Below are 23983 nucleotides of genomic sequence, written 5' to 3'. Positions count from 1 at the left end.
CGGGCGCTGTTCATCCGGGCTCTCACCCGGCGTCGGACGGTCCGCGGACCACCGCGCGGGGGTCGGAACGCACCGGCCGCGCGCAGCGGGGAAACGCGCGGAGAGGGCGGACCCGCCTCAGACCAGTCGCGCCGGATCCGTCGTCGGCAACGCGCACGTGAACGCGCGGCAGTCGTACGCCGTCGCCTCGCCGGCCAGGGCAATCTTGCCTATGAACAGCTCGAAGCCCGCCGCGGCGAACGCCTGGGCCTGTGCCGGCGACGCGACGACCACCACGTCGGCGGCGACGCGGCGCGCCGCGTCGGCGATCTCGGCATCCGAGTCTCCGACCACGACCACCTGGCGCGGGGCGGCGGCGAGTCCGAGGGCCACCTCGAGGATCGCGCCGTGCGCGAGCGGCGCGGCGAGAGCCGCGTCGGCGGCCACGCGCACCAGCGTGTCGGCGGCTTCGCGATAGCGCTCCCCCGCGCCCAGACGCCACAGGTCGAGAGCGGCAGCGGCGAACACGGACGGGCCCGAGGGAGCGGCTCCGTCGCTGGGAACCCCGCGCGGCTGCATCCCCTGCGCGGTCAGCACGGGATCCCCGCCGCCGGGGGGAGCGATGCCGTCGTCGCCGAGGCACAGATCGATCAACGCCCGGGCCCGCTCGGCGTAGGCCACCTCGCCGGTCGCGCGGGCGAGGGCGAGCAGACCGCGGGCGAAGCCGCCGTAGTCCTCGAGCGTCGCGGGCGCGGCGGAGCGGATCTCGTCGAGCGAGGCGCGGCGGAGCGTCCCGTCGTCGGCGACGTTGTTCTCGAGCACGGCGTCGGCGGCCCAGCGGGCGGCCTCGACGAAACGGGGGTCGGTGCGCGTGCCCGCCGCGGCGAGCGCGGCGATGGCGTGGCCGTTCCAGCCGGTGACGACCTTGGCATCCAGAGCCGGCGGAGCCAGCCCCGCCCGCTCTTCGGCGGACGCGCGGTAGTAGCCGCCCTCGTTGCGCGCGCCGTCGATGATCGACTCGGAGTCCTGGGCCGCGGCGATCCCCCCGGAGGGGAGTTGGAGCACGTCGACCAGGAAGCGCGCGGCGTCGGTGGCGGTGACCTCGTCTCGCGCGGCGAGCGCGACCTCGACGAGGCCCGCGTTGTCGGTGAGCATGCGCTCGAAGTGGGGCACGCTCCAGTCGCGGCGCGTGGCGTAGCGGAAGAAGCCGCCGTCGATCGTGTCGTGCATCTCGGAGTCGCGCATCGCCGCCAGGGCACGGGATGCCACCGGTGCGGCCTCGGGGGCGGCGTCGACGAGCGCGGGGTGCTGCAGGAATCGCAGCACCGGGGTGTTGGGGAACTTCGGCGTCTCGAACGCCGGGCCCGCTGCGAAACCGGAGTACTCGCGGTCCTCGCGTGCGGCGACGGTGCGGGCTGCCGCCGCGAGCTGGTCGAGCGTGGGCGGCGCGTCTGCGGCATCGGTCGCCGCGGCGGCGAGCGCGTCGCGTAGCGAGGAGCCGGTGGCATCCACCTCGTCTCGCCGCAGGGTCCACGCTTCGCGCACCGCGGCGAGCACCTGGCGGAACGACGGCTGCGGGGGGCGGGGAGCGGGAGGGAAGTACGTGCCGGCGTAGAAGACTCGCCCCTCGGGAGAGGCGAACACCGTCAACGGCCACCCCAGATGGGGAGTGAAGGCGGAGGCGGCGTCGAGGTAGGCGGCGTCGACGTCGGGATGCTCCTCGCGGTCGACCTTGATCGACACGAAGCCGTCATCGAGGACGGCAGCGGTCTCGGCATCCTGAAAAGACTCGCGCGCCATGACGTGGCACCAGTGACAGGTGCTGTACCCGATCGAGATCATCACGGGCACGTCGCGGCGCGCAGCCTCGGCGAACGCCTCGGGCCCCCAGGGGAACCACGAGACGGGATTGTCGGCATGGGCTCGCAGATACGGGCTCGAGGCGTTCGCCAGGCGGTTCAGGTCAGTTCACCTCATCGGGGTGCGAGCCCACGCGGCCCGAGCCGTCGCCCGGGTCGACCTGGTCGATCGCGGCCATCTCGTCGGCGGTGAGCTCGAAGTCGAACAGGTCGAAGTTCTCTTCGAGTCGCTCGCGGCGCACCGACTTGGGGAACACGATGAAGCCGTGCTGGATGTGCCAGCGCAGCACCGCCTGGGCGGGCGACTTTGCGTGGGCTTCGGCGGCGTTCTTGACCGCGGGCAGCTCGAACAGGTCGTACTTGCCCTGGCCGAGGGGGCCCCACGACTCGATGTGCATGTCGTGCTCGGCGCCCCACGCGGCGATCTCGCGCTGGCTGAGGGCGGGGTGCAGCTCGATCTGGTTCACCACGGGGGTGACACCGGTCTCGGCGACGATGCGGTCGAGGTGCGGCACCAGGAAGTTCGAGACGCCGATCGAGCGGGTCTTGCCCGCCTCGCGGATCTCGATGAGCTTCTGCCACGCGTTGAGGTAGTTGTCGGCCTGCGGGGTCGGCCAGTGCACGAGGTACAGGTCGACCGCGTCGAGTCCCAGCTTCTGCAGGCTCTCGTCGATCGCGGCGTGCGGGTCGTCGCCGTCGTGGCGCGAGTTCCAGAGCTTGGTGGTGACGAAGAGCTCGTCGCGCGGGATGCCGCTGGCGGCGATGGCCGCACCGACGCCCTCTTCGTTCTTGTAGATCGCCGCGGTGTCGATGTGGCGGTAGCCGACCTCGAGGGCCTCGGTCACCGCGCGTTCGGCGTCGTCGGCGGGGACGAGGAACACGCCGTAGCCGAGCTGGGGGATGGAGTTTCCGTCATTGAGCTGCACAGAGGGAACGGTCATGGCATCCACCCTAGGAGGCGCCTCCGACATCGGATCCGGGGGTTGACGGCCCCTACGACAGCGGAGGAGCCGAGGCCGCCCGGGCGAGCGCGTCGGCGACGAGCCGCACGTTCTCGGTGACCGATCCCGCTGTCACCCGCACCCGCTGCTGCGCCGACGCGTCGGCGAGGAACGGACCGCCCGCGGCGACCGCGATGCCCTCTGCGGCGAGGTAGACGAGGGCGGCGCGCTCGTCGCGGACGGGCAGCCACAGGTTGATCCCGTCGGGTGCGCCCATGTCGATGCCGAGGCGCCGCAGGGCCGCGGCCATGCGATCGAGCCGATCGCGGTAGATGAGGCGGGCCGTGCGGACCGGCGCGATGGAGCGCGGGTCGGTGAGCAGTTCGAGCAGCACCGACTGCAGGAGCCGCGACGTCCACCCGGGTCCCAGCATGCGACGGCGCACGATCCGCTCGACGATGTGAGCGGGTCCGCCCAGCGCGGCGATGCGCAGATCGGGGCCGTGCGACTTGGAGAAACCGCGCACGTGCACGACCTGGGCGGGGATCCACCGCGCGAGGGTGACCGCCGGGGCGGTGGCGATGAGGGCGGAGTGGTCGTCTTCGATGACCGTCACCGCGCGTCCTCCGGGAACGGTGAGCAGCACGTCTGCCAGGCGTCGCGCCCGCTCCGCCGACATCGACACCCCGGTGGGGTTCTGCGCCCGGGTCTGCAGCACCAGCGTCGACGGACGCTGCGCGAGCACGCGGGCCAGGGAGGCGGGGAGGATGCCGTCGGCGTCGCTCTCGAGCGGGATCACGACGCCGCCGGTGGCATCGACCAGGTCGAAGATGTACGGGAAGCCCGGTGACTCCACCGCGACCCGGTCGCCGAAGCGCACCACCTGCTCGACCGTGCGGGAGATACCGTCGAGCGCCCCGTCGACGACGGTCAACGCCTCGACCGTGCGCACCGGCCAGTCCTCGGCGAGCACGTCGTGCAGTTCGGGGAGCACGGGCAGGTCGTGATAGCGGCCGGTGTCGGCGCGAGGTCGCGCGCGCGAGAGCGCCCGCTCGATCGAGGGGAGCATCGCCGGATCCGGCGTGCCGAGCGACAGATCGAGACGGATGCCGTGCGCGCCCCGTCCGCCGAGTCCGCTCGGGGTGGGTGTCGGTGGCATCGCCCGCTCGCTCGAGGACATTCCTCGTACCCGTGGACTCAGCCACTCGCGACGCTCGGAGCGCACGAAGGTGCCCGAGCGACCGCGAGAGGTGACGACTCCCGCCTGGGCGAGCGCGCGCCAGGCCGCGGCTACCGTTCCGGTGGACAGCCCCAGGTCGGCCGCCATCTGCCGGACGGTGGGAAGGCGCTCCCCCGGCCCGAGCGTGCCGTCGGTGACGAGACGGGCGATCTCGGCGGCGAGCCCCGCGGCGGAGCGGGACTCGAGGGCGCGGGGCGAGAGCATCCGGCTCCAATTAACGACGAAGTCACCCGACGAAATCGTCGGGAAATGTTCAGGCGCGACAGTAACAGAACGACCCGCACGAATGCGACCACTCGCACTCCCCGGCGGGGCAGAGACCGAGGAGGACCCATGACGACGGTGCGAGCGGCCATCACGCAGACCACGTGGACCGGTGACAAGGAATCGATGCTCGACAAGCACGAGCAGTTCGCCCGCGACGCCGCAGCCCGCGGCGCCGAGATCGTGTGCTTCCAGGAACTCTTCTACGGTCCCTACTTCGGCATCACGCAGGACCAGAAGTACTACCGCTACGCCGAGCCCGTCGACGGGCCGATCGTGCAGCGCTTCGCCGCCCTGGCCAAGGAGCTGGGACTGGTCAGCGTGCTCCCCATCTACGAAGAGGCGCAGACCGGGGTGTACTACAACACCTCCGTGCTCGTCGACGCCGACGGCACCGTGCTCGGCAGCTACCGCAAGAACCACATCCCCCACCTCGAGAAGTTCTGGGAGAAGTTCTACTTCCGCCCCGGCAACCTCGGCTACCCCGTGTTCGAGACCGCCGTGGGCAAGGTCGGCATGTACATCTGCTACGACCGCCACTTCCCCGAGGGCTGGCGAGAGCTGGGCCTGAACGGCGCCCACATGGTGTTCAACCCCAACGCCACCAAGCCCGGGCTGTCGAACCGCCTGTGGGAGGTCGAGGGGCCGTGCGCCGCGGTCGCCAACGGTTACTTCGTGCTGCAGCCCAACCGCGTCGGACGCGAAGACAACGAGTACGGCGACGAGGCGGTGTCGTTCTACGGCAGCAGCCAGGTGATCGACCCCCGCGGCAACCACGTCGGCGCGATCGGCTCGGCCGAGCACGAAGAGCTGCTCATCCGCGACCTCGACATGGACCTCGTTCAGCAGATGCGCGACGACTGGCAGTTCTACCGCGACCGTCGTCCCGACACCTACGGCGAGATCGTGGAGGCCTGACATGGCCACCACCCTGATCACGGGCGGCACGGTGGTCTCGGCGACCGGGCGCACCGCCGCCGACGTGCTCCTGGACGGCGAGACGATCGCCGCCGTGCTGTCACCCGGGTCGACCCTGCTCGGCCACGACCTCGCGGCATCCGTCGACGCCGTCATCGACGCCACCGGCAAGTACGTCATCCCGGGCGGGATCGACGCGCACACGCACATGCAGCTGCCCTTCGGCGGTACGAGCGCCTCCGACACGTTCGAGACGGGCACTCGCGCCGCCGCGTGGGGCGGCACGACGACCATCGTCGACTTCGCCGTGCAGCGCGCCGGCGAGCGCGTGCAGGACGGCCTGGCGCACTGGCACGAACTCGCCGCCGGCAACTGCGCGATCGACTACGGCTTCCATCAGATCGTGGGCGGAGTGGATGCCGACTCTCTCGCCGCACTGCCGGGCCTGATCGACGAGGGCATCTCGAGCTTCAAGATGTTCATGGCCTACCCCGGCGTCTTCTACGCCGACGACGCCCAGATCCTGCGGGCGATGCAGGTCGCCGCCGACACCGGACTGCTCACGATGATGCACGCCGAGAACGGTCCCGTCATCGACGTGCTCGCCGAACAGCTCATCGCCAAGGGCAAGACCTCGCCGTACTTCCACGGCGTCGCCCGCGCCTGGCAGATGGAGGAAGAGGCGACCCACCGCGCCATCATGCTGTCGCACCTGACCGGCGCGCCGCTGTACGTCGTGCACGTCAGCGCCAAGCAGGCGGTGGAGCAGCTCGCCTGGGCGCGCGACAACGGCCAGAACGTCTTCGGCGAGACGTGCCCCCAGTACCTCTACCTGTCGCTCGAAGACCAGCTCGGCGCGAACAGCGAGCAGTGGGGCGACTTCGAGGGCGCCAAGTGGGTGTGCTCCACCCCCCTGCGTTCGAAGGACGAGGGCCACCAGCACCACATGTGGCAGGCGCTGCGGACGAACGACATCCAGATGGTCTCCACCGACCACTGCCCCTTCTGCATGAAGGACCAGAAGACGCTCGGCCAGGGCGACTTCCGCGCGATCCCCAACGGCATCGGCTCGGTCGAGCACCGGATGGACCTCATGTACCAGGGCGTCGTCACGGGACAGATCACCCTCGAGCGCTGGGTGGAGCTGACCAGCACCACTCCCGCGCGCATGTTCGGTATGTACGGCAAGAAGGGCGTCATCGCGCCCGGTGCCGACGCCGACGTCGTCGTCTACGACCCGGCCGGGCACACCTCGATCGGCGTCGGCAAGACCCATCACATGAACATGGACCACTCCGCGTGGGAGGGCTACGAGATCGACGGCCACGTCGACACCGTCATCTCGCGCGGCAAGGTCGTCGTCGACGACGGCGCGTACCTCGGATCCCCCGGCGACGGGCGATTCGTCAAGCGCGGCCTGAGCCAGTACCTGGTCTGAGAGGAACCCCATGGATTTCGGTGTCGTCCTGCAGACCAATCCCCCCGCGGCCCGCACGGTGCAGCTGTCTCAGCTGGCCGAGGCGCACGGCTTCAGCCACGTGTGGACCTTCGACTCGCACCTGCTGTGGCAGGAGCCGTACGTCATCCACTCCGCCATCCTCGCCGCCACCCGCCGGGTCACCGTCGGCCCGTTCGTGACCAACCCCGCCACCCGCGACTGGACGGTCACGGCCTCCACCTTCGCGACCCTCAACGAGATGTACGGCAACCGCACGATCTGCGGCATCGGCCGCGGCGACTCCGCCGTGCGCGTGACCAACGGTCGGCCCACCACGCTGAAGGCCCTCCGGGAGTCGATCCACGTCATCCGCGAACTCGGCAACTCCCGCGCCGTGGAGTACAACGGCGCGACGCTGCAGTTCCCCTGGAGCCGCGGGTCGGAGCTCGAGGTGTGGGTCGCCGCCTACGGACCGCTCGCGTTGAAGCTGACCGGCGAGGTGGGCGACGGCTTCATCCTGCAGCTGGCCGACCTCGACATCGCCGAGTGGATGATCCGCACCGTCCGCCGCGCGGCCGAAGACGCCGGGCGCGACCCCGACGAGATCTCGTTCTGCGTCGCCGCCCCCATGTACATCGGAGACGACACCCCCGAATCCCGCGCGCACATGATCGAGCAGTGCCGCTGGTTCGGCGGCATGGTCGGCAACCACGTCGCCGACATCGTGGCGAAGTACGGCGGCGACTCGTCGGTGCCCGCCGCGCTGACCGACTACATCGCGGGGCGCACCGGGTACGACTACAACTCGCACGGAAAGAGCAACAACGACCACGTCGACTTCGTGCCCGACGAGATCGTGGAGCGCTTCTGCGTGCTCGGCACCGCCGAGGAGCACATCGCCAAGCTCGAGAAGCTCCGCGCCCTCGGGGTGACGCAGTTCGCCGGGTACCTCCAGCACGACAACAAGGAGGAGACGATGCGCGTCTACGGCGAGACGGTCATTCCGGCGCTCACTCCCCCGGTGACGGCGAAGCGGTGACCGACCAGGTGCTCGCGCCGGGGACGACCACCGCGGTCGTCCCCGAGGAGCGGATGCCGCGGGGCGGCCGTTCCTCGCGCGGGCGCGCCACGGTGATCCGCGTCGGCTGGGGAGTGCTCGGGATCGCCGCGGTCGTGGCGGGGTGGGAGCTCTACAAGCTGCTCGGACCCGCCGACGGCGTGACCGTCGGAAGTGACGGATCGGCCGGATCGGGCGTCATCCTGCTGCCGCGCAGCCACGATCGCGCCATGCCGCACGTGGGAGACATGGTGGTGCGCATGTTCGCGCCCACGAGCGGAGGAAACACCCCGCCGCTGATCGTGTCGGTCGCGGGAGCCGCCGGCATGACGCTGGGCCTCGCCGCCCTCGGCTGGGTGATCGGCGTCGTGGTCGGCTCGCTCCTGGGCGTGGCGATGCAGCGGTGGCGTCTCGTCGAGGCGGGGCTGCTCCCCTGGATCGTCGTGAGCCAGATCGTGCCGCTCATCGCCTTCGCTCCGGTGGTCAACGCCATCGGCACGCAGGTCGACCGCTCCGGATTTCCCTGGCCGCCGTGGCTCTCGGTGGCCCTGATCGCGTCGTACCTGGCGTTCTTCCCCGTCGCCGTCGGCATGTTGCGAGGCCTCTCGGCCCCGGATGCGATGCACCTCGACCTCATGCGGGCGAGCTCCGCCGGGTGGTGGCAGACGCTGGTGCGCCTGCGGCTGCCCGCGGCCGTTCCCCACCTGCTGCCGGCGCTGCGCCTCGCCGCCGCGTCGGCGGTCGTCGGCGCGGTCGTCGCCGAAGTCTCGATCGGCCTGCGGGGCGGCATCGGGCGCATGCTCATCCAGCTCGCCGGCCAAGCCTCATCCGACCCGGCGGCCCCCTGGGCCCCGACCTTCGGCACCGTCGTGATGGGACTCGTCGCCGCCCTCGGCGTCGCCCTCGTCGGCGTCGCACTACACCGCTTCCGTCGCGGGGAGGACACCGCATGACCGCTCAGACCGCCACCGACCTCGCCGTCCGCGCCGCGGGCGTCGGCAAGGTGTTCCCCAGCGCCGGAGGCGAGGTGACCGCGCTCACCGGCGTCGACCTCACCGTCGCCGCCGGTGAGTTCGTCTCGCTGATCGGACCCTCCGGCTGCGGCAAGTCGACGCTGCTGCGACTCATCGCCGACCTCGACAGTCCGACCGGCGGCGAGCTGACGCTGTACGGGAAGTCGGCGCGCCAGGCGCGACTCGACCAGGACTACGGCATCGCCTTCCAGCAGGCGGCGCTGCTGCCGTGGCTGACGGTGGCCGCGAACATCGCTCTCCCTCTCGACCTGCACAAGTGGCCCCGCGCCCGCCGCGACGCCCGCGTGACGGAGCTCGCCGAACTCGTCGGGCTCACCGACTTCATCGGGCGCTACCCCGACCAGCTCTCCGGCGGCATGCAGCAGCGCGTCGCCATCGCCCGCTCCCTCGCCGCGCAGCCCCGGCTGCTGCTGATGGACGAGCCGTTCGGCGCGCTCGACGAGATGACCCGCGAGCGGCTGCAGTCCGAACTCGCGCGCATCGCCGCAGAGACCGGAGCCGCCGTGGTGTTCGTGACGCACTCCATCCCCGAGGCGGTGTTCCTCTCGGACCGCGTGGTCGTCATGAGCCCCCGACCCGGACGGATCACCGACGTCATCGACACCCGCCCCGGCCGCGAGCGCGACGACGACCTGCGCGAGTCGTCGGAGTTCTTCGCCCGCGTCACCGCCGTGCGCGAAGCGTTGCACGGCACCCCCGTCCACCGGGCGAACGAGCGATGAGCGGGGTGCGGCTCATGGCGCGGAAGTGCGTGGCATCCGGGGTCTCGATCAGCGCATCGGATGCCGTGACCCGGCGCGCCGTGGCCTCGCTTCCCGCCGGAGGTGGTCGATGAACGCCACTCCCCTGCCGGGCTGGGCGCGCCTGGCCGCCCCCGTCGTCGTGGGTCTCGCGGGGTTGCTCGCCTGGTACGCGTTCGTCGCCTCGGGCAGCGCGCCGCGCATGCTGCCCGACCCGTTCGCCGTCGCGACCGAGCTCGTCGCGCGCTTCCCCCTGGTGGGGGAGGCCGCCGGCACCACCGGCACCAATGCCTTCGTGGGGCTCCTCGCCGGAACCGTCGTCGCCGTGCTGATCGCCGCCCTCGCCGCAACCTGGCGACCGGTCGACGGCATGACCGCCCCGCTGGTCGCGGCCCTCGCGGTGGTGCCGATCGTCGCGCTCACCCCCATCCTCAACACGATGTTCGGGGCCTCCAGTCAGTTCGGCCGGCAGGCCGTGGCCGGGATCGCGGCGTTCGTGCCGGTGTTCGTGAACACGCTGAGGGGCCTGCGCCAGACCCGGCCCGTGCAGCGCGACCTGTTCCGCGCGACCGCCGCCACCGGCGGACAGACCTTCCTGCGTCTGACCCTCCCCACCGCGCTGCCCTACCTGCTCACGGGCGTGCGGGTCGCGGCATCGCTCGCCGTCATCTCCGCCCTGGTCGCCGAGTACTTCGGCGGTCCCGCCGACGGCATCGGCACCGCCATCGCGACCTACGCCAAGTCGGGCCGCGCGGCCCTGGCGTGGGCGTTCGTGGGCGGCGGTATCGCGATCGGTCTCATCTTCTTCGCCGTGACCGCGCTGCTCGAACGCGTCGTCGCGCGACGCCTCGGCGCGCTACGCCCGCCCGGCTGACCGGCATCCCGGTCCTGACAGAGCCTGCACCACCACGACACGCTCCACCCGAACCGGAAGGACCATCCATGAGACACAGCACCCGTCGCGCCCTCGGCGCGGTCGCCGGGGTCGCCGTCGCGGCCCTCACACTGTCGGCCTGTTCGGGCGGAGGCTCCGAACCCGCGGCATCCGAGGGCGACTTCGCGCCCCTGACCTCGGTGAAGCTGCAGCTGCAGTGGCTGCCGCAGGCGCAGTTCGCGGGCTACTACGTCGCCCTCGACCAGGGCTACTTCCAGGAGGAGGGCTTCGACGACGTCGAGGTGCTGCCCTCGGGCGGCGACATCGTGCCGCAGGACGCGCTCGTCGCGGGCGATGTCGACTTCGCCGTCGCCTGGGTGCCGAAGGTGCTCGGCACGATGGAGAACCAGGGGGTCGAACTCACCGACATCGCGCAGGTGTTCCAGAAGTCGGGAACCACCCAGGTGTCGTGGAAGGGCTCGGGCATCACGAGCGTCGACGACTTCGAGGGCAAGCGCATCGGCTCGTGGGGCTTCGGCAACGAGTGGGAGATCTTCGCCGCGATGGCCGACAAGGGCCTCGACGCCTCGACCGTGCAGATCACGACGCAGGACTTCTCGATGAACGCCCTGCTCGACAAGGACGTGGATGCCGCCCAGGCGATGACCTACAACGAGCTCGCGCAGCTGCTCGAGACGGTCGACCCCGCCACCGGGAAGCTGTACACGATGGACGACATCGACGTGATCTCGTACGAGGACACCGCCGGAGCCATGCTGCAGGACGCCCTCTGGGCCGACACGCAGCGACTGGCCGACGACCCCGCCTACGCCGACGCCGCGAAGCGCTTCCTCAAGGCCGTCGTCAAGGGCTGGGTGTACGCCCGCGACAACCCCACCGAGGCCGCGGACATCACGTACGCCGCCGCGACCGCGCCGGGCGTCGACGCGTTCCCCGTGGGCCCCACCCACCAGCTGTGGCAGATGAACGAGGTCAACAAGCTCATCTGGACCGGCGGCGACTTCGGCATGATCGACACCGCAGCCTGGGACAAGACGGTCGCCGGAGCGATGAAGGCCGTCAACCAGGACGGTCTGAACCTCATCACCACCGAGCCCGCCGACACGGCCCACTCCAACGAGTACATCGAGGCGGCCCTGTCGGAACTGAAGGACGAGGGGGTCACCGTCGACGGCGACTACACGCCGATCGAGGTGACGCTCACCGAGGGCGGTCAGTAGGACCCCACCGACGGGGCGGCCGGGTCACCGGTCGCCCCGTCGGCGTGCGTGACGGCGTGCGGCCCCGCCCGCGGCCGGGCCGTTCTCACGGGTTCGCCCCGACGCGCCGCGCACAGGTGGGCGCGGGTCAGCGTGGTTGACTGACCCGATGCAGAGCTCGCCCCCCGCCCAGCGCTCGCGGGTCCGCCCGGCATCGCCTCGTCGGCGGTGGATCAGAATCATCGCCCTCACCGTCGCCGTCGTCGTCCTGGCCGCGCTGGTCGTGGGCGGCTACACGGCGTGGTCGCTGTCGCAGAGGCTTCAGGATGCCGCGGTGCCCCTCAACGACCCGCCCTCTCAGGCTCCGTCGCTCAGCACCTACGACGAGCCGTTCTCGCTCCTGGTCGTGGGCACCGACGAGTGCGACGATCAGGTCAAAGACGCCTTCGGCGAGCGCTGCACCGACCCCGGCGCCGAGGGCAACCGCAACGACGTCAACCTGCTCGTGCACGTCTCGACGAACCCGCGGCGCGTGACGGTGGTGTCGTTCCCCCGCGACCTGCAGGTCGCGATCCCGGACTGCACGCGCGAAGACGGCTCGGTCTCGTCGGGCGTCGGGAAGGCCTCGATCAACACCGCGTACGAAGCGGGCGGGCTGACCTGCGTCGCCGACACGGTGTCGGATCTGTCGGGCCAGCCGATCCCGTTCGCCGCGAAGGTCAGCTTCGGCAACGTCGTGAACATCACCGACGCCGTCGGTGGGGTCGAGGTGTGCATCGGCGGCGACGGCATCGACGACTACGACGCGGGCATCGCGTGGGAGCCCGGGCTGCGCGTGGTGAAGGGGTACGACGCCCTGGCGTTCCTGCGCACCCGCAAGGGCATCGGCGACGGCAGCGACCTCGCGCGCATCGGCAACCAGCAGCAGTACCTCTCGCGGCTTCTCAACAAGCTGCGCAGCGACGAGGTGCTCTCGAACCCGGTGACCTTGATCGGCCTGGCCAACACCGCCGTCGACAACATCACCCCGAGCGAGAGCCTCGCCGACCCGCTGCGCCTCGCGCAGCTCGGCTACACGCTGAAAGACGTGCCCCTCGGCGACGTCACCTTCGTGCAGTACCCCGTGGTCGACGACCCGTCCGACACCAACCGCGTGATCCCCGACGACGCGGCGGCGGCCGTGCTCTGGGACGCCCTCGCCCGGAACGCTCCCCTCGCCCTCACCGGTGAGGCGGGAGCCAACGGCGGCGTCGAGATCGATCCGTCGCAGCCGCAGCCGGCACCCGTCGAGACGACGCCGGCACCGGATGCCACGACGGCGACGCCGGCGCCGGAGGTCGTCGAGCTGCCGGGCAACGTCAGCGGGTCGAAGGCCGACCAGTCCACGTGCTCCGTCGGAAACGGCTGATTCCCGGGCGGGGCAGACGGGGGCGTCCCCGATGGGAGACGATCGAGGGGTGAAGAACGCCTCGCGCTCCGCGGTCCTGCTCGTGCTCACCGCCCTGACGTTGACCGGCTGCGTGCCCCCACCGGCTCCGGCGCCGAGTCCGACGGCATCCCCGTCACCGACGCCGACGCCGACGGTCACACCGACGCCGACAGCCACGCCCGACCCGGCGGCGGCTCTCAGCCTGGAAGACAAGGTGGGTCAGATGTTCATGGTCGGCACCTCGGTCGACGGAGCCGATCCGACCACCCTCGCCGCCGTGACCGACGATCACATCGGCGGGATCTTCCTGCACGGACGATCGGATGCCGGGACGCAGGCGACCGCCGCGCTCGTCGGCGGATTCACCTCGGCCGTCGCCGCCGGCGACCCCGAGCTGTGGGTCGCCACCGATCAGGAGGGCGGGACCGTGCAGGTGCTCTCGGGCCCGGGGTTCGACGAGATCCCCTCGGCCGTCGACCAGGGCGGGCAGGACGACGCCACGCTGCGGGCGAACGCGGCGACCTGGGGCGCGCAGCTCGCGCAGGCGGGCGTGAACATGAACCTCGCCCCCGTCGCCGACATCGTCACGAGCCCCGAGACGGCGGCATCCAATCCCCCGATCGGCGAGCTCGCGCGCGAGTACGGCTACGACGGCGCCACCGTCGCCGCGAAGGCCGGGGCGTTCGCCGACGGGATGCGCGACGGCGGCGTGCTGCCGACGTTCAAGCACTTCCCGGGCCTCGGTCACGTGGGCGAGAACACCGACACCACGGCCGGCGTCACCGACGACTTCGTCACCGCCGACGGCGCCGACGTGGGCGTGTACTCGACCGTGCTGCCCGCTGGTCCCGCGGTGGTCATGCTCTCGACCGCGGTCTACGCCAAGATCGACCCCAACGCCCCCGCCGCCTTCTCGCCCACCGTGGTGGGTGTGCTGCGCGACACGGTGGGGTTCGACGGCGTCGTGACGACCGACGACCTCTCGGCCGCCCAGCAGGTGCAGGCGTGGTCGCCGGCCGACCGGGCGACCCTCGCCGTCGAGGCGGGGATCGACCTGCTGCTGGTGTCGGCCGACTCGTCGGTCTACCCCGAGATGCGACAGGCGGTGCTCGCCCGGGCGCAGGCCGACAGCACGTTCGCGGCCAAGGTGGACGCCGCGGCCTCCCGCATCCTCGCGCAGAAGGCGTCGATGCCCTGACGGGTCTCGGCGCTCCGCCCGCATCCGGGGGGGGGGCACGGCACCCGACGGCGGACACCGCGATAGGCTCGAAGGCTGTGTCTGTCGAACCCGTCATCGTCTACCCGCCCGAGCTGCCCGTCAGCGCCGCGCGGGACGAGATCGCGCGCGCCATCCGCGACCACCAGGTCGTGATCGTGGCCGGGGCGACGGGCTCGGGCAAGACCACGCAGCTGCCCAAGATCTGCCTCGAGCTCGGGCGCACCTCGATCGCGCACACGCAGCCCCGCCGCATCGCCGCTCGCACGATCGCCGAGCGCATCGCCGAAGAGATGCAGGTGCCGCTGGGCTCCACCGTCGGGTACAAGGTGCGCTTCACCGACAAGGTGTCGGCCGACACGCGCGTCGCGCTGGTGACCGACGGCATCCTGCTCAACGAGATCCACCGCGACCGCCTGCTGCGCCGCTACGACACGATCATCGTCGACGAGGCGCACGAGCGCTCGCTGAACATCGACTTCCTGCTCGGGTACCTGCGCCGCATCCTGCCGAAGCGCCCCGACCTCAAGGTCATCGTCACCTCGGCCACCATCGACCCCGAGAGCTTCGCGCGCCACTTCGCCGCTCCCCCGGCCGAGCCCGGCGGCGATCCGGTTCTCGCGCCGGTGATCGAGGTGTCGGGCCGCACGTATCCGGTCGAGATCCGCTATCGACCGGCCGGTGGGGCCGAGATCGTCGAGGGTGCGGGCGAAACTCCTGAGGATGGGGATGCCGACGGCACGGACGCCGCGTCATCCCGCCGCCGCGAGGCGTCCGGCGCGCAGAAAGTCAGGAGTTCGGCCCGGCCCGCCGCCAAGCCCGGGCGCGACGCCGACGACATCGACGAGGTCGGAGCCGTGGTGGCGGCTCTGCGCGAACTCGACCGGGAGTCGTCGGGCGACGTGCTCGTCTTCTTCCCCGGCGAGGCCGAGATCCGCGATGCGGCGGATGCCATCCGCGGGGCGTACCGAAACGGCGCCGCGCCCACCGAGGTGCTGCCGCTGTACGGACGCCTCTCCGCCGCCGAACAGCACCGCGTGTTCGAGCGTTCGAGCGTCGCCGGTGTGCGCCGCCGCGTCATCCTGGCCACGAACGTCGCCGAGACGAGTCTCACGGTTCCCGGCATCCGGTACGTCGTCGACACCGGCACCGCGCGCATCTCGCGCTACAGCAACCGCTCGAAGATCCAACGCCTGCCGATCGAGGCCGTCTCACAGGCCTCGGCGCAGCAGCGTTCGGGCCGCGCGGGACGCACGTCGCCGGGCATCGCGATCCGCCTGTACTCCGAAGAGGACTTCACCCGGCGTCCGAAGTACACCGAACCCGAGATCCTGCGCACCTCCCTGGCATCCGTCATCCTGCAGATGCTCTCGCTCGGTTTCGGCGACATCCAGGCCTTCCCGTTCCTGACCCCGCCCGATTCGCGGGGAGTCAAGGCGGCGTTCGACCTGCTCGTCGAGCTCGGCGCGGTGAAGCTCCCCGCCCGCGGCGAGTCGGGAACGCCCCGTCTGACCGAGATCGGCCGCGAGATCTCGCGCCTGCCGATCGATCCCCGCTTCGCCCGCATGCTCATCGAGGCGCGCCGCAACGACGTGCAATCCGAGGTGCTGGCGATCGTGTCGGGCATGTCGATCCAAGACGTGCGCGAGCGCCCCGAGGAGCGCCGCGACGAGGCCGACCGGTTCCACGCACGTTTCACCGACCCCACCAGCGACTTCCTCTCGCTGCTGAACCTGTGGGAGTACCTGCAGGAGAAGCAGGCCGAGCTCGGATCCAGCGCCTTCCGACGCCTCTGCCGCAGCGAGCACCTCAACTACGTGCGCGTGCGCGAGTGGGTCGACGTGCACCGGCAGCTGCGATCGTTGGGCGGCGAGCGCGGCTCCGGCGACGGCGGGCGCGGCGGTGAGGGCGGGCGCGGGCGCGGCGGTCGGAACCATGTCCCACTTTCGGCTGTCTCAGACCCCTCCAGGCCGCATGATTCGGGACACGGCTCACACGAATCGGGACGAGGTTCGCACCGCGGCCCCCAGCAGGACGCCTCCGCCCCCGAGGGCCACGCCGCCGGCGATGCCATCCACCGCGCCATCCTGTCGGGGCTGCTGTCGCACCTCGGCATCCTGGATCCACGCACCGTCGCGCAGGCCAAGGATCGCAAGGCACCGGGAGAGGCCCGCCCCACCAAGGGCGAGTACATCGGCGCGCGCGGTGCGCGATTCGCGATCTTCCCGGGCTCCGGGCTGAAGAAGCGGCGTCCGTCGGCGGTCATGGCCGCCGAGCTCGTCGAGACCTCGCGGCTGTTCGCGCGCACGGTCGCCGCCGTCGACCCGGCGTGGGCGGAGGAACTCGCCCCCGACCTGGTGAAGCGGTCGCTGAGCGAGCCGCACTGGTCGAAGGATGCCGGGGCCGCCGCGGCCTACGAGAAGGTGACGCTCTTCGGGGTCGAGCTCGTCGGCCGACGCCGGGTGCAGCTCGCGCGCTTCGATCGTCCGCTCGCGCGCGAGATGTTCGTGCGGCACGCCCTCGTCGAGGGCGAGTGGGACCCCTCGGTGCTCGACAAGCGGCTCACCGCGTTCCTGCGTCGCAACCAGGAACAACGCCGCCTGCTCGAGAAGATCGAGGAGCGCGAGCGCCGCCGCGACATCCTCATCGGCGACGAAGCGGTCTTCGCGTTCTACAACTCGCGGATCCCCGCCGACGTCAGCGACGTACGCTCGTTCGAGTCCTGGTGGAAAGACGCCTCGAACCGCACGCCGCACCTGCTCGACCTGCGCGAATCCGACCTCACCGGCGACCGCGCGCAGGGCGATGACCGGGCTTTCCCCGCCCGGTGGCAGCAGGGCGACCAGACGCTGAACCTCGCCTACCGTTTCGAACCCGGCGCCCCCGACGACGGCGTGACGGTCGTCGTCCCCCTGCCGTTGCTCGCGCAGCTGCGGCCCGACGGCTTCGACTGGCAGGTGCCGGGCATGCGCGACGAGCTCGTCACGGCGCTGCTGCGCGCCCTGCCCAAGACCATCCGCCGCAACGTCGTGCCGGCCGCCGACTGGGCCGAGAAGTTCAGCGCCGAGCTGGCGGAGAAGGGGCCCGAGCAGGCCAACGGCCTGCCCCGCACCACGCTCGTCGACTCGCTCGCCGCGCTCGTGCAGCGCGTCGCCAACCAGCGCGTGAGCGCCGCCGACTTCGAGCTCGAGCGCGTCCCCGGTCACCTGATGGTGTCGTTCCGCGCGGTCGACACCCGCGGCCGCGCGATCGGCAGCGACCGCGACCTCGGCGCCCTGCAGCGCCGCCTGGCCGACAAGGCGCGCTCGAGCGTCGAGTCGACCATCGCGCGCCCCTCGACCCGCGCGTCGGCGCGCGTCGCCGAGGCCTCGCCCGCGTTCGCTTCGCGCGCGAAGCTCACGACCTGGGACCTCGACGAGCTGACCGAGGTCGTCGACACGCCGGTCGCCGGCGGGGTCGTGCGCGGCTACCCGGCTCTCGTCGACGAGGGCGACAGCGTGGCACTCCGCGTCGAGGCGACCCCCGAGGACGCCGCGCGGAACACCCGCGCCGGTATCCGCCGGTTGATGCTGCTCGCCGTGCCCTCCCCCGCGACGTACGTTCTCGATCACCTCACCGCGAACGAGAAGCTCGCGCTCGCGGCATCCCCGTACCAGAACGCGAAAGCGTTGATCGAGGACGCGCGCGTGGCCCTGGCCGACGACATCCTGCGGCGCGAGACCCCCTCGGGCCTGGTGCGCACCCGGGCCGACTTCGAGCGGGTGCGCGACGCGTTCTCGGCGGCGTCGGTGGACCGCACGTTCCAGACCGTGTCGCTCGCGGCGAGGATCCTGCTCGGCCAGCGCGAGGTGGAGCGGGCGATGAAGGATGCCGCGTCCATCACCCTGCTCGGAGCCCTCAACGACGTGCGGGGGCAGCTGAAGGGCCTGCTGTTCTCGGGGTTCCTCTCGCACGCGGGCCTGCCCCGGCTGCAGCACTACCCGCGTTACCTCGCGGGTGCTCTCGACCGGGTGAAGACCCTGTCGGACAACCCCGGCCGCGACCGCCAGCGCATGACCGAGTACGAACGGACCGCCGCCGGTTTCGTCGAGGCGGGGGGTGTCATGCCCCTCCCGGCGGACGCGCCGGCGAACCTCGTGCAGACCCGCTGGCTGCTCGAGGAGCTGCGCGTGAGTCTCTTCGCCCAGCGCCTCGGCACGGCCGAGCCCGTGTCGCCCCAGCGCATCGCCAAAGCGCTGAAGTCCTAGTCCGCGCCGACCCGACCCGGCCCGGCCCGCGGCGCGGGAGGCACGGGGGCTCAGACGCCCAGAGCGCTCCCCCACTCGCGCAGCAGCGACTCCAGGGCGCGGCGCTGGGCGGGAGTCAACGACGCGAGCAGGCGCTGCTCGTTCGCCGCGTGCGCGACCACGGCCTCGTCGATCACCCGGCGGCCCTCGGCGGTGAGCGAGACCACGCGACCGCGACCGTCGCCGTCGCTCGCGCTGCGCGACACGAGACCGGATGCCAGGAGCCGATCGACGCGTTTCGTCACCGCGCCGGTGGTCACCATCGTGTGGCGCGCGAGCTCACCCGGGGCGCAGGCGTAGGGCTCGCCGCCTCGGCGCAGGGCGGCCAGGATGTCGAACTCACCCTCGCCCAGACCGAAGCGTCGGAAGACGCCGAGCAACTCGGCCTCGAGGTGATCGGTGATGCGGCTGAGGCGCCCGAAGATCTGCATCGGTGAGGCGTCGACGTCGGGGCGTTCGGCGGCCCATTGCTCGACGATCCGGTCGACGTGGTCGGCATCCATGCCCCCACTATATCTTCCGCGGAAGCTATAGTGCCTTCCATGGAAGATAAATGGCGTCTCGTCGCCGTCACCGCGGTCGCCCCCATCGCCTGGGGAGCGACCTACGTGGTCACGCGACATCTTCTGCCGGCCGATGCCCCGCTCTGGGGCGCGGCGCTCCGCGCCCTCCCCGCCGGTCTGCTGCTGTGGGCCCTCGCCCGCCGCCGGCCGCGCGGCAGCTGGTGGTGGAAGGCGCCGGTGCTGGGGCTGCTCAACTTCGGCGCGTTCTTCGTCCTCGTCTACCTCGCCGCGCAGCTGCTGCCCTCCTCGATCGCCTCGTCGGTGATGGCGCTCTCGCCACTCACCCTCGCGGGTCTCGCCTGGCCCCTGCTCGGCCAGCGCCCGACCCTGCGCTGGGCCGCGGGAACCCTGCTCGGCGTCGTGGGTGTCGTGCTCGTGGTGGGCTGGAGCACCGGAGTGGTGCCGGCGCTCGGGGTGGTGATCTCGGCCACCGCGCTGCTGGTGTTCTCGCTCGGCGGCATCCTGGCCACGCGCTGGAGCGACGAGGTGCCGCTGCTCGCGACCACCTCGTGGCAGCTGATCGCGGGCGGACTGGCCCTGACGGTGGCGGCCGTCGCCGTCGAATGCGCACCGCCCCGGGTGGACGCCGCGGGGATCGCGGCCTACGCGGGCATCGCCGTCGTCGCGACCGCGCTCGCCTTCGTCTGCTACTTCACGGGCCTGCGTCACCTGCCCGCCGGCACGGTGGGACTGATCGGACTGCTCAATCCCGTGACCGGGGTGCTGCTCGGCGTCATGGTCGGCGGCGAGTCGCTCGCGGTCGCGCAGATCGCCGGGATCCTCCTCGTGCTGGCCGCCATCGCCGCCTCGCGCCCCGCCCGCACCCGCGCGTGAGTCGCCGGTGTTCGTCGCCCGCGAGCCGAGCGGGGCGACGAATACCGGCGACTCACGCGGTTCAGGACGTCAGGGACACCTGCCCCAGCTCGGCCTCGACGTCAACGACCAACGTCGCCGACGGTGAGGTGCGCAGGCGATTGTCGACGTTGCCGAGGCCGCCGTCGATCGTCACGTCGTACGCGTCGTCGGGCAGGGTGACGTCGGCCGAGCCCGCGGTGACCTTCACCGTGGTGCGGGCGGGCGCGACCCCGTCGAGGGTGGCGGACAGGTTTCCCCCGGCCACCTCGAACGTCGCGGTGTCGACCCCGGTGAGCGTCGTCGACGCGGCACCACCCGCCACCGAGACGTCGAGGGTGCGCGCGCTGCCCGACAGATCGACCGTGCCTCCGGCCAGTTCCACGGTCAGCGACGCCAGGTCGATGTCGAGATCGAGCGCGCCGCCGGCCACGTCGATGCGAGCGTCGAGATCGGTGGTCGCCGACGTGCGGGGCAGGGTCAGGGTGGCCGAGGTGGCGTCGCCGGCCCATCCGACGAGTCCCGCCCGGGGCGAGCTCACCCGCAGGGTGTCACCGTCGCGCTCGAACGTCCACCCGCTCGAGTCGCGCCCACTCGTGTCGAGCCGGGCGTCGGCGACGTCTCCGTACTCGATGGTGAGCGCCCCACCGGCCACCTCCACGTCGAGGTCGGTGAGACCGTTCGTCGAGGTCTCGCCCGCGTCGACGGCGGTGCCGCTGTCGCGGAAGGTCGCCGCCGCAGACACGCCCGTGCCGACGACCGCGCCGAGGAGCACGCATCCGCCCACGACGATCGTCGCGATCGAGACGGCGAGGGCCGTGCCGCGGCGGCGGGGAGGGGCCGGCGGGGTGGGATCGAGCGGGGGCTGAACGGTCATGAGGTAGCTCCAGTGTGGTCGTGGCCCAGGTGGACGAGGGCGGCGATGACGCGGCGGTTGCCCGTCTCGCCCTGCTCGAGGCCGAGCTTGGTGAAGATGGCGGTGATGTACTTCTCGACGCTGGCCTCCGAGACGAACAGCGCCTGCGCGATCGACTGGTTCGAGCGTCCCTCGGCGATCAGGGCGAGCACGGAACGCTCGCGCTCGGTGAGGCTCTGCAACCGCTCGTCGCGGCGACGCCGCGCCAGCAGCTGCCCCACGACCTCGGGGTCGAGCACCGTCGCCCCGCCGGCGATGCGGACGAGCGCGTCGAGGAAGTCCCGCACGTCGGCGACCCGATCCTTCAGCAGGTAGCCGAGCGCCCCCTGCCCGTCGGCGATGAGGTCACTGGCGTACTGCTCCTCGACGTACTGCGACAGCACCAGCACGGGGAGTCCCGGATGCCGCGACCTCAGCGCGATCGCGGCGCGGATGCCCTCGTCGGTCCAGGTCGGCGGCAGCCGCACGTCGAGGATGCAGAGTTCGGGTGCGGTCTCGGCGACCGCGGCCTCGAGGCCGTCGGCGTCGGCGAGGGCGGCGACCACCTCGTGGCCGTCGTCGGCGAGCACGCGCACGAGCCCCTCGCGCAGCAGCACGCTGTCTTCGCAGATCAGGATGCGCACGGTACGTTCACCTCCACCGTCGTCGGACCGCCCTGGGGGCTGTCGATGCGGGCCGTGCCGCCGGCGGCGGTGACGCGGTTGACGATGCCGTCCAGGCCCCCGCCGGGGACGATGCGCGCACCGCCCAGCCCGTCGTCCTCGACCCGGGCCCACAGGGTCCCGTCTTCGCGCAGGCGCACGTGCACGCGGCATCCGGTCGCCCGGGAGTGCTTGGCGGCGTTGGTCAGCGCCTCGGCGATCGAGAAGTACACGGCCGCCTCGGCCGGACGGCTGCAGCGGCGCGACAGGCGCACGTCGAGGGTGACCGGGATGTGCGAGCGCGAGGCGAGCGCCGAGAGGGCGGCATCCAGTCCGCGATCGTCGAGCACCGAGGCGTGGATGCCGCGGGCGAGCTGGCGCAGTTCGGTGATGGCCGACTTGGTCGAGGCGTGCGCTTCGGCGACGAGCGCCTTCGCGGCCTCGGGGTCGTCGTCGATCTTGGTCTGGGCCAGGCCCAGCGTCATGCCGATCGAGACGAGGCGCGGCTGGACGCCGTCGTGCAGGTCGCGTTCGATGCGCGTGCGCTCCACCTCGGCGGCGCGGACGGCTCCGGCACGGCGGGTATCGGACGTCCGTGCCTGCTCCTCGAGCTGTGCCTCGCGGGAGGGGACGAGGATGGCTCGGGCGATGACCCCGTGCAGCACCGCCAGGCCGACGATCGCGGCGAGCGACGCCACGAAGACGAGGAGTCCCACGAGCGGGGCGGCGACCCCCTCGAGGGGGACGAAGCCGAGCAGCCGCGTGTTCGACCACCCGAAGATCGGGCTGATCATCAACGCCAGGCCCCAGGCGGCGAGGCCGGCGACGGCGAGCGTGATGATTCCCAGCAGCGTCGCGATGGTGAACGAGGCCACCGCGCGCCACTGCCCGGGGTCTTTCGCCTGCAGCCAGATCGTGTCGAGGACGCCGACGAATCCGGGGCGGGGGCTCCGCCGTGGACGCAGCGGCGGCAGCCCGAAGCCGTAGAGGCCGTCGAGACGCGCCCGCTCGAACCAGGCGATGGCGAAGAGGACGTAGACGAAGGCGACGAGCACGATGACGCCGACGAAGAGGGCGGCGAGCAGTCCGAGACCGGCGCCCAGCATGCCGAACAGGGCGCTGAAGACGGCGGGGCCGATGAGGCCGAGCGCGGCGAGGTGCGCGGCGGCACCGGCGACCCGGCCGGGAGAGGCGACGCGGATGCGCGGCGGGGTCGGCGCAGCCGTGACGGCCGCGGGTGCCGACGCGGGCGCGGTCGTGCTCGCGGCGGGGTCGGTGCCCGAGGGCGCCGGCGGAGGAGGCGGAAGGACGGATGCCGTGGTCATGGGTTCCACGCTAGGGGTGAGCCCCGCGGGGGCACCGCCCGGCCAGCCCCCGTGCGCGTTCGGGTTATCCCGAAAGGTCGTCGGCGCGCAGCCAGCCGGTATCGACCAGGGCCGTGTCGACGTCGTCGGTCCGGAGGATCTCGGGCGACCCGCTCGTCACGCCGGCCTCCGGCGCGCGGCGGGCCAGGAGGGCGTCGATCGCGTCGACGGTCGGCGGTACCAGGGCCCGCGGGTCGGCGAAGACGGTCGCGGCGATCGCGCCGTCGTGGAGCGCCCGCGCCGTGACGGTGTCAGCGCCCGAACCGACCACGAGCGGGGCCGGCGCAGGAGCAGCCGTCGACGAGGGAACGGGGGTGGGAGACGGCGAGGCGTCGTCGTCGACCGGCGGGTCGGTGGTCACCGCGGTCACGACCCCGCGCGTGACGGCGTCGCCCAGGGCCAGCAGTGCGGTGGGGGCCGGGTCGGAGCGGCCGAGCGCGCGAGCACGGTCCTCGGCCGCGTCGGCGACGTCGAGGGGATCGTCGGCGACCGCCGCCTCGTCCCACGTCGCCCCCGCCACGAGGGTGAGACGCTCGTCGGCGGCGGCCGGAGCAAGGGTCGCCACGGCAGCGTCGTACCGACGCCGTTCCCACGCGTCGTCGGCCGTCGCCGCGAGCACCGCGACTCGGGCGGGCGCGACGACCGGAGCGGAATCGTCGGGGCTCATCCCCGCGTCGGGCCCGGTGCTCTCGTCCGGGTCGGAGCCGGCGTCGGGCTCGATCGTCGCCCCGGCGTCGGACCCGGCATCCGGGGTCGCCTCGGACAGCTCCGCGAGCAGAGCCTCGGCCTGCGCGCGACCCAGCTCCTCCGGCTCGACGACCGCGGTGAAGGCGACCACGTAGGCGGTGGAGGTCCGCCCGAAGAGCACGACGGGGTCAGCCCCCTCGGACGGGGGCGCCGCCGCGGAGACGTCGCCCGGCAGGGGCGCCACGATCACGGCATCCGCACCCTTCGTGCGCATGTTCTGCACCTGAGCGACCTGCGTGCGGGCGTCGTCGGCCGCGAACTGCAGGTCGACGCGATAGCCGCGGTCGCGCAGAGCCGCGGACAGGGCGTCGCCGGCCCGCATCCACTCGGCGTCGGCGGGCGAGGGAAGAGCGATACCGATCACCCCGGCACCGTCGCTCGTCCCCGTGGTGCGCGCGGTCGTGG

19 protein-coding genes are annotated in these 23983 nt (G+C 72.1%); 11 read left to right on the top strand and 8 right to left on the bottom strand.

Annotated elements, in window-relative coordinates; all coding sequences use genetic code 11:
- Nucleotides 1-117 precede the first annotated feature (117 nt).
- From IFR11_RS07265 to IFR11_RS07255, 3 genes are read right to left on the bottom strand one after another with little or no spacing between them, the layout of a single operon-like run.
- Nucleotides 118-1932: a thioredoxin domain-containing protein gene (locus tag IFR11_RS07265; protein ID WP_441005411.1), complete on the bottom strand. Its 1815-nt coding sequence runs from the start codon at nt 1930-1932 to the stop codon at nt 118-120.
- 10 nt (nt 1933-1942) lie between these two features.
- Nucleotides 1943-2779: an aldo/keto reductase gene (locus IFR11_RS07260; protein ID WP_191915709.1), complete on the bottom strand. Its 837-nt coding sequence runs from the start codon at nt 2777-2779 to the stop codon at nt 1943-1945.
- A 52-nt stretch (nt 2780-2831) separates the two neighbouring features.
- On the bottom strand, nt 2832-4223 hold the full coding sequence (locus tag IFR11_RS07255; RefSeq protein WP_191915708.1) for an aminotransferase-like domain-containing protein: 1392 nt from the start codon (nt 4221-4223) through the stop codon (nt 2832-2834).
- A 129-nt stretch (nt 4224-4352) separates the two neighbouring features.
- Here IFR11_RS07255 and IFR11_RS07250 point away from each other — a divergent pair, with 129 nt between their 5' ends.
- The 10 genes from IFR11_RS07250 to IFR11_RS07205 all read left to right on the top strand — a co-directional run bounded on the left by IFR11_RS07250 (nt 4353) and on the right by IFR11_RS07205 (nt 18456).
- Nucleotides 4353-5201 carry a nitrilase-related carbon-nitrogen hydrolase gene (locus tag IFR11_RS07250; protein ID WP_055839742.1) on the top strand — a complete coding sequence of 283 codons (849 nt, stop codon included), beginning with the start codon at nt 4353-4355 and terminating at the stop codon, nt 5199-5201.
- A 1-nt stretch (nt 5202) separates the two neighbouring features.
- Nucleotides 5203-6639, top strand: a complete 1437-nt coding sequence (gene hydA, locus IFR11_RS07245) for a dihydropyrimidinase (RefSeq protein ID WP_070409633.1) — start codon at nt 5203-5205, stop codon at nt 6637-6639.
- A gap of 10 nt (nt 6640-6649) precedes the next feature.
- A complete protein-coding gene (locus IFR11_RS07240; protein WP_055839749.1) occupies nt 6650-7678 on the top strand; it encodes a TIGR03842 family LLM class F420-dependent oxidoreductase in 1029 nt (342 codons plus the stop codon).
- Nucleotides 7675-8649: an ABC transporter permease gene (locus IFR11_RS07235; RefSeq protein ID WP_342030262.1), complete on the top strand. Its 975-nt coding sequence runs from the start codon at nt 7675-7677 to the stop codon at nt 8647-8649. The genes IFR11_RS07240 and IFR11_RS07235 overlap by 4 nt, the downstream gene beginning before the upstream one ends.
- Nucleotides 8646-9452 carry an ABC transporter ATP-binding protein gene (locus tag IFR11_RS07230; RefSeq protein ID WP_191915707.1) on the top strand — a complete coding sequence of 269 codons (807 nt, stop codon included), beginning with the start codon at nt 8646-8648 and terminating at the stop codon, nt 9450-9452. Before IFR11_RS07235 ends, IFR11_RS07230 begins: the two co-directional genes overlap by 4 nt.
- Before the next feature lie 109 nt (nt 9453-9561).
- Nucleotides 9562-10344 carry an ABC transporter permease gene (locus IFR11_RS07225; protein WP_191915706.1) on the top strand — a complete coding sequence of 261 codons (783 nt, stop codon included), beginning with the start codon at nt 9562-9564 and terminating at the stop codon, nt 10342-10344.
- 68 nt (nt 10345-10412) lie between these two features.
- Nucleotides 10413-11585, top strand: a complete 1173-nt coding sequence (locus tag IFR11_RS07220; RefSeq protein ID WP_191915705.1) for an ABC transporter substrate-binding protein — start codon at nt 10413-10415, stop codon at nt 11583-11585.
- A 148-nt stretch (nt 11586-11733) separates the two neighbouring features.
- On the top strand, nt 11734-12972 hold the full coding sequence (locus IFR11_RS07215; protein WP_055839762.1) for an LCP family protein: 1239 nt from the start codon (nt 11734-11736) through the stop codon (nt 12970-12972).
- Between the two features lie 31 nt (nt 12973-13003).
- Nucleotides 13004-14191, top strand: coding sequence for a glycoside hydrolase family 3 N-terminal domain-containing protein (locus tag IFR11_RS07210; protein ID WP_055839765.1), 1188 nt, complete (start codon nt 13004-13006; stop codon nt 14189-14191).
- Nucleotides 14192-14268: 77 nt separating this feature from the next.
- Complete coding sequence (locus IFR11_RS07205) at nt 14269-18456, top strand: DUF3418 domain-containing protein (RefSeq protein ID WP_191915704.1); 4188 nt, start codon at nt 14269-14271, stop codon at nt 18454-18456.
- 50 nt (nt 18457-18506) lie between these two features.
- Here the strand turns inward: IFR11_RS07205 and IFR11_RS07200 are convergent, their stop codons facing one another.
- Nucleotides 18507-18998 (bottom strand): MarR family winged helix-turn-helix transcriptional regulator, encoded by a 492-nt coding sequence (locus tag IFR11_RS07200; RefSeq protein ID WP_055937877.1) that lies wholly within the window; start codon nt 18996-18998, stop codon nt 18507-18509.
- Between the two features lie 39 nt (nt 18999-19037).
- Between IFR11_RS07200 and IFR11_RS07195 the strand changes: the two genes are divergently transcribed.
- Nucleotides 19038-19892, top strand: a complete 855-nt coding sequence (locus IFR11_RS07195) for a DMT family transporter (protein ID WP_191915703.1) — start codon at nt 19038-19040, stop codon at nt 19890-19892.
- A 61-nt stretch (nt 19893-19953) separates the two neighbouring features.
- Here the strand turns inward: IFR11_RS07195 and IFR11_RS07190 are convergent, their stop codons facing one another.
- The 4 genes from IFR11_RS07190 to IFR11_RS07175 all read right to left on the bottom strand — a co-directional run.
- Nucleotides 19954-20787, bottom strand: a complete 834-nt coding sequence (locus IFR11_RS07190) for a DUF2807 domain-containing protein (protein WP_191915702.1) — start codon at nt 20785-20787, stop codon at nt 19954-19956.
- Nucleotides 20784-21449, bottom strand: a complete 666-nt coding sequence (locus IFR11_RS07185) for a LuxR C-terminal-related transcriptional regulator (RefSeq protein WP_191915701.1) — start codon at nt 21447-21449, stop codon at nt 20784-20786. The genes IFR11_RS07190 and IFR11_RS07185 overlap by 4 nt, the downstream gene beginning before the upstream one ends.
- Nucleotides 21437-22792: a sensor histidine kinase gene (locus tag IFR11_RS07180; RefSeq protein ID WP_055839772.1), complete on the bottom strand. Its 1356-nt coding sequence runs from the start codon at nt 22790-22792 to the stop codon at nt 21437-21439. Before IFR11_RS07180 ends, IFR11_RS07185 begins: the two co-directional genes overlap by 13 nt.
- Before the next feature lie 64 nt (nt 22793-22856).
- A partial coding sequence (locus IFR11_RS07175) for a substrate-binding domain-containing protein (RefSeq protein WP_199771190.1) occupies nt 22857-23983 on the bottom strand: 1127 nt, incomplete at its 5' end.

The organism is Microbacterium sp. CFBP 8801 (assembly GCF_014839455.1).
Taxonomy (GTDB): Bacteria; Actinomycetota; Actinomycetes; order Actinomycetales; family Microbacteriaceae; genus Microbacterium.
This window is presented reverse-complemented; position numbering and strand designations above follow the sequence as displayed.

What these genes read in the sequence shown, in the direction of transcription:
- IFR11_RS07260 (WP_191915709.1), bottom strand. Translation starts at nt 2,779, where the DNA reads ATGACCGTTCCCTCTGTGCAGCTCAATGACGGAAACTCCATCCCCCAG.
- IFR11_RS07255 (WP_191915708.1), bottom strand. Translation starts at nt 4,223, where the DNA reads ATGCTCTCGCCCCGCGCCCTCGAGTCCCGCTCCGCCGCGGGGCTCGCC.
- IFR11_RS07250 (WP_055839742.1), top strand. Translation starts at nt 4,353, where the DNA reads ATGACGACGGTGCGAGCGGCCATCACGCAGACCACGTGGACCGGTGAC.
- hydA (WP_070409633.1), top strand. Translation starts at nt 5,203, where the DNA reads ATGGCCACCACCCTGATCACGGGCGGCACGGTGGTCTCGGCGACCGGG.
- IFR11_RS07240 (WP_055839749.1), top strand. Translation starts at nt 6,650, where the DNA reads ATGGATTTCGGTGTCGTCCTGCAGACCAATCCCCCCGCGGCCCGCACG.
- IFR11_RS07230 (WP_191915707.1), top strand. Translation starts at nt 8,646, where the DNA reads ATGACCGCTCAGACCGCCACCGACCTCGCCGTCCGCGCCGCGGGCGTC.
- IFR11_RS07225 (WP_191915706.1), top strand. Translation starts at nt 9,562, where the DNA reads ATGAACGCCACTCCCCTGCCGGGCTGGGCGCGCCTGGCCGCCCCCGTC.
- IFR11_RS07220 (WP_191915705.1), top strand. Translation starts at nt 10,413, where the DNA reads ATGAGACACAGCACCCGTCGCGCCCTCGGCGCGGTCGCCGGGGTCGCC.
- IFR11_RS07215 (WP_055839762.1), top strand. Translation starts at nt 11,734, where the DNA reads ATGCAGAGCTCGCCCCCCGCCCAGCGCTCGCGGGTCCGCCCGGCATCG.
- IFR11_RS07210 (WP_055839765.1), top strand. Translation starts at nt 13,004, where the DNA reads ATGGGAGACGATCGAGGGGTGAAGAACGCCTCGCGCTCCGCGGTCCTG.
- IFR11_RS07200 (WP_055937877.1), bottom strand. Translation starts at nt 18,998, where the DNA reads ATGGATGCCGACCACGTCGACCGGATCGTCGAGCAATGGGCCGCCGAA.
- IFR11_RS07195 (WP_191915703.1), top strand. Translation starts at nt 19,038, where the DNA reads ATGGAAGATAAATGGCGTCTCGTCGCCGTCACCGCGGTCGCCCCCATC.
- IFR11_RS07190 (WP_191915702.1), bottom strand. Translation starts at nt 20,787, where the DNA reads ATGACCGTTCAGCCCCCGCTCGATCCCACCCCGCCGGCCCCTCCCCGC.
- IFR11_RS07180 (WP_055839772.1), bottom strand. Translation starts at nt 22,792, where the DNA reads ATGACCACGGCATCCGTCCTTCCGCCTCCTCCGCCGGCGCCCTCGGGC.